Here is a 5045-nt window from a genome sequence, read left to right as displayed (position 1 = left end):
TTCATTCGGGTCTCAGGTTGGAACGATTGCACGCATTGACGCCGCCATAGCCGCCAAGTCTTAATCCCCTTTCATTCGGGTCTCAGGTTGGAACCGGGGTTGCCGATCTAGTCGACGCCCAACTGTGTGTCTTAATCCCCTTTCATTCGGGTCTCAGGTTGGAACGTCGAAGCTGAGGGCGACAAGCCCCCGATGGCGAAGTCTTAATCCCCTTTCATTCGGGTCTCAGGTTGGAACTTGCTCGCGGTCCTTACTTGCAAGCCAAAGCGGAGTCTTAATCCCCTTTCATTCGGGTCTCAGGTTGGAACATTGTGCCCGACTGCTTCGGGTATTACTTCCCGGTCTTAATCCCCTTTCATTCGGGTCTCAGGTTGGAACTCTCCGATGCCTGCCGCTGCGCCTGTGAACGTCACGTCTTAATCCCCTTTCATTCGGGTCTCAGGTTGGAACCGCCCGTTGGCGGAAATCCTGCACAAACAGGCATCTGCGGATGGGGTTGCCAGGTTTTTGGCTGGTCGGAAAGTTCTCATGCGGGGGGCTCCGAGAGTGGCTGTTCGTGGGCTTAACCTTAGCCGGGTTTCGGCTTGGGGACAAGGGGGTTGGGCCGGGTGGGCGGGGCGTGGCGACGGGGTATTGCGCGGCCGGGGTACCGCGCGGCCGGGGGGCCGCTCCTACGGCGTGGGCTCGCCGAGGAGGGCGAGGAGGCTGTCGTGAAGGTGGTCGCCGGTGACGAGGTCGAGGCCGAGCGGGAGTTGCTGGCGGCCGTAGCGATCGGCTTGCAGTCGGCTGGGGAGGGGGTAGACGCGGATGTCGTCTTCCTTGGGCTCGATGATCTCGTCCAGTTCGCGCAGCAAGAGGTCGATGTCGGGGGCGGTGCCGGGGACGAGGAAGACCGAGTATTGCAGCGGGATGCCGGCCTGGCGGACGGTGCGGTGGACTTGCTGCAGGCGGGCGGGGTTGGCGATGTCGTAGGCGAGGAGGTGGAGTTTGGTTTGGTTGATGGGCATGGTGGGGGTCCTGGTGGGGGCGGGGGGTGATCAACCCAAGAAGAGTATTTGGCCGCAAATGAACGCAAATTAGCGCAAATAAATCTGCTGGTTAGCATCGTCGCGGGCGTCATCCGGACGGTGAACATGCAGCAAAGGCCAAGTCTCTGATTATTTGCGTCAATTTGCGTTCATTTGCGGCTAAACCGCTTTTTCTGGAATCAAACACTCCGGCTGGAGTTTTTGCGGCGGCACGTCGCGGCCTGGGGGCCGCTCCTACCGCGGTAGGAGCGGCCCCCGGGCGGCGACGGGGTTAGCCGGCCTCATGGATGAGCCAGCGATGCAGGGCGCTGGTGAGGTCGCGGCCGCGGGCGGCGGCGCGGGTGGGGTGTGATTCGAAGAGTCGCACCGTGTCGCGATAGCTCGGCGGGTGCAGGGGTTCGCCGGTGCGCTGCGCGGCCAGGTGTCGGCGGGTGAGCCAGCCGATGCGGCCGGGCTCCAGGTACCAGTAGAAGATGTCGGTGAGATCGGCGGCGAGCGCGGGCGCGCCGACCTGGGCGACTTCGGTGGTGCGGGCGAAGCCCAGGTCCGCCAGGTGTTCTTCCATCCAGCCGTAGGCGAGGCCGCGCAGCCATTGGCGGCTGTCCAGGGCGTCGGCGGTCCCGGCGAGCTGCTCGGCGCGGTGGTTGATCCAGGCGCGCAAGGCGGCGACCTGGTCCTTGTCGGGCCTGGGTCCGCGGTCGGTCCAGCCGTGGAAGTCGCGGAGCTTGATGGCGGCCCAGCGGGCGGCGCGCTGGTGGTGCTCGTTCAACCAGTGGTTGAGCATGCCCGCGGCCTCGGGTCTCAGCAGGAATTCGACCAGCCGGTTGCGCAACTCGTCGCGTTGCCCGGGGCGCCCGAGCAGGCGGGCGCGGATGAGTCCGTCGTCGTCCAGGAAGAGGATCGGGATACCGGCCTCGGCGCACGCGAGCAGGGCCTCCTGCTCCCAGGCGACGTGCGGGTTGCAGTGGACGCGGCCGATCCGGCGCAGGGGATAGAGCCGCTCGGCCCGGTCCGGCTGGCTGACGCGAAGCGCAGGGCCGTCCAGTCCGACCCAGGTCTGTCCGGCCGGGGCCAGGTAGAGCGGGCTCGGGTCCTCCCGCAGCGGGTCGACCTGGGCGGGCCACTCGGGGTTGTGGTTGTCCATCGGCGGTCTTACTCCGGTTGGGCGGGGCGGGGGCGCCCGCGCTCGGCGAGATGCATGGCCAACCTGGTGCACCAGCGGCGCAGCAGGCGGCGGCGGGGGCGGGCGAAGACCTCATAGGAGGCGAAGTAGCGCTGGCGGGCATTCTTGCCGAGCAGGCAGGCCTCGCCCTCGCGGGTGAAGTCCTCCAGGCGCAGGGTGCGCTCGCGAAAGTTGTCCCAGACCCACTGCTCGACCTGGCCGCGCAGCGGTTCGATCAGGTCGGAGGCCAGTGAGGGTCGGCCGAAATCCAACTCGTGGTAGAAGCCGACCATGGGGTCCAGACCGGCGAGGTGGGCGGCGTGGACGGCCTCGGTGTGCAGCAGGGTGTAGCCGAGCGAGAGGGCGGCGTTGACCGGGTCCCGCGGGGGCCGGCGATTGCGCCCGGTGAAGTCGAGCGCGGGGGCGAAGAGCCGGGTGTAGCCCAGGAAAAAGCCGGCGGCGGCGGCCCCTTCGATGCCGCGCAGTTGTTCCATCAGCAGGTCGGGCTCGCCGCGCAGGCGCAGGAGCGCCTGGTCTTGGGCCTGGATGGCCTTGGTGAGCGCGTGCCGCTCATCGGGGCGGGCGGCGGCGGCACCGGCGAGCAGGCGGCGCTGGCCGCGGACCTTGCCCAGGCACAGGCGACGCGCCCAGCGGGTGCGGAAGCTCAGGTCGTCATAGGCGCGCAGTTGGCCGACACGGCGGGCGGCGTCGTTGTGGATGGCGCCGAGCACGGTGGCGTGCTGGCGGCCGAAGCGCCCGCCGAAGGCGATGACCGCGATGCCGGCCGCGGCCAGCCGGGGCAGGAGGCTGCTGCCCAGGGTGACATTGGAGCGCAGGACGACGCGCTCCAGGAGGTGCAGCGGGACCGTGGTCTCGCGCTGCCCGTCGATGGCGACGGTCAGCACGCGTCCCTCGATGTCCAGGGAGCAGTTGCGGCGGTCCAGATAGAGTGTGCTCATGGTGTCAGCCGACATAGAACCAGGGTGGGTCAGTCGGCCGGTTGGCGCGACCGCGGACGCGGACCTTGCCGCGGGGGTCCAACCGGACCAGCAGGAAGCGGTCCTCGATCGGGTCGATGACCCCGCGCACCTCGCCGAGCAGGCCTTGGCGCTCGGCGGGGCTGAGAAAACACTCGAACACCGACTTCTGACGCCCGCTGGCGTAGCCCTTGAGAATGCGCAGGGCGTCGCGCAGGCGGGCGTCGCTGCTGATGTCGTAGGCGGCGATGTAGAGGGTGCGCTGGGTCATGGGGCAAGAGTAAGCCACTGGCTGGCGCGGGGGCTGATCTGAAAAGCTTTTCGTCGCGGCCGAGTACCCCGTTTCAGCTATTCTTGCGCATGATCAAGCCCCGAAGGGGCGTGATATATCAGCCCAGGGCAACGCCCTGGGATAGCGTTGTTTATTTGGCCTAGCCCTGAAAGGGCGGGACATAAGGTGATTTCTGTTAAAAATATTACCCGAGAATAGGCTTGATAAAAATGTCATATTTTGGCAAGGTCGGGCTGCGCTTCAACCGTGCTTCGACGTCTTCCATCAATTTCTTCGATAGGCTGATGCCCTTTTCATAGACCTTACGACTGAGTTCGACGATGGGGTGTACGCCCTTCCACTTCATGCTCTTCGCCCATTCCAGCATCGTGTCGACATCCACCAATAGAGTGCCATTCCAGTGGTTCTCAAGAATGCCCCAACACCGCTCGATCGGATTGTATTTACTGTGGTATGGCGGGTAGTACAACAGTTGGATGGGCTTGCCGGTAGCATCGGCAAACGCTACTATGCGATGCAGAAACTGGGTGCGTCGGCCATTACTTTCTGGACCGTTGTCGGCCTTGATCTGAATCAGGGACGTGTTCTCGCGTTCTGACTGCGACAGACGCTCCCACCATTCTTCTAAGCTATCGACGATGAAATCGCTGGTCTTGGCAGAACTGCCAAACATCACATCCAGTTGCCCGGTGTCCTCATCCACGATGCCGAACGGCGTGTGTTTTTCCTCGCAACCCATGTCGTGGTCAGCCGCTTGGTTGTCGCCCCGCGTCACGCCCCCGCGAGAGTAAGGCCCGATGTTGACAGTCGCCTTGCAATCAATGCTCACGCGCTTGACCGTGCCGTCCGAAATTGATTCTCCGTCTTTTTTCTTGATGTTGGCGAAGATGGCATCGGTTTCTGGAATTTTTTCTGGGGCTTTGCTTTGAGCACTGGACGTAGCCGGTAGCCATTGCGGTTGAGCACCACCGCCATCGTACTCGGGGATGGTAGGACATCTTCGGCAAAGCCTAATGTGCGCAGCTGTTTCAGCGCTTCCGCGGCCGTCAAACGCGTATACGAGAGCGCCGTTCGGAAGGTCGGATCCTGTTGCGACTGCGATTCCGCCAATCGCCATAACGCGTTGGCGACATCCGGGTGCTTCTCTTCCCAACGCGGCTGGCCACAGTACGCTTCCTGCGCACCCAGGCAGATTATCCCAGTACGGTACTCATGAAGACCAAGCTGGACGGTCCAGCGGCCCCAACCGAATACCCGCTCCGCTTGGCGGGCATTGCCATCGCAATATTTCAGCGTCATCTGGGCCTGGAAAGCACGTCGTGTCGCTCCCGTCATGTTGGAACTCGCCAATCTGAGGTCTTCCACTTGCGTGGTGAGCAAGGGCAGCGCGACCGCTTCGGTCTCGGAGGACATAAACGCACTCGATGGGTCAATCTATTGGGAACATTGAGGCGGGTGGCGAATCCTGCAACCCGCTGAATCGCAGCCTCCCAAGTGCCTATTGTTGTCGCTTTCCTGCGCCGCGGAGGAAATCTGCCAGTGCCAATATTCTATCCCAAAAAGCGGGAAACTTTTACTCAGAAATC

At 63.8% G+C, this 5045-nt stretch carries 4 protein-coding genes, 1 pseudogene and 1 CRISPR repeat array; all 5 genes and pseudogenes read right to left on the bottom strand.

The window, feature by feature from the left end:
- Positions 1 to 57 precede the first annotated feature (57 nt).
- Positions 58 to 450: direct repeats of the CRISPR family, unit length 37 nt; unit sequence GTCTTAATCCCCTTTCATTCGGGTCTCAGGTTGGAAC.
- A 221-nt stretch (positions 451 to 671) separates the two neighbouring features.
- A complete protein-coding gene (gene cas2 / locus QZY48_RS02325; RefSeq protein WP_295427173.1) occupies positions 672 to 1007 on the bottom strand; it encodes a CRISPR-associated endonuclease Cas2 in 336 nt (111 codons plus the stop codon).
- Positions 1008 to 1299: 292 nt separating this feature from the next.
- Positions 1300 to 2172 carry a CRISPR-associated endonuclease Cas1 gene (locus tag QZY48_RS02320; protein ID WP_295427170.1) on the bottom strand — a complete coding sequence of 291 codons (873 nt, stop codon included), beginning with the start codon at positions 2170 to 2172 and terminating at the stop codon, positions 1300 to 1302.
- 8 nt (positions 2173 to 2180) lie between these two features.
- Positions 2181 to 3149 carry a CRISPR-associated endonuclease Cas1 gene (gene cas1, locus QZY48_RS02315; protein ID WP_295427167.1) on the bottom strand — a complete coding sequence of 323 codons (969 nt, stop codon included), beginning with the start codon at positions 3147 to 3149 and terminating at the stop codon, positions 2181 to 2183.
- Between the two features lie 4 nt (positions 3150 to 3153).
- A complete protein-coding gene (locus tag QZY48_RS02310; RefSeq protein ID WP_295427164.1) occupies positions 3154 to 3438 on the bottom strand; it encodes a CRISPR-associated endonuclease Cas2 in 285 nt (94 codons plus the stop codon).
- Positions 3439 to 3643: 205 nt separating this feature from the next.
- Positions 3644 to 4758: pseudogene (locus QZY48_RS02305) on the bottom strand (ISAzo13 family transposase).
- Positions 4759 to 5045: the final 287 nt, after the last annotated feature.

This window comes from uncultured Thiodictyon sp. (assembly GCF_903828115.1).
GTDB lineage: Bacteria > Pseudomonadota > Gammaproteobacteria > Chromatiales > Chromatiaceae > Thiodictyon.
Note: the sequence above shows the minus strand (reverse complement) of the source record. Positions and strands in the feature narration are given on the sequence as shown.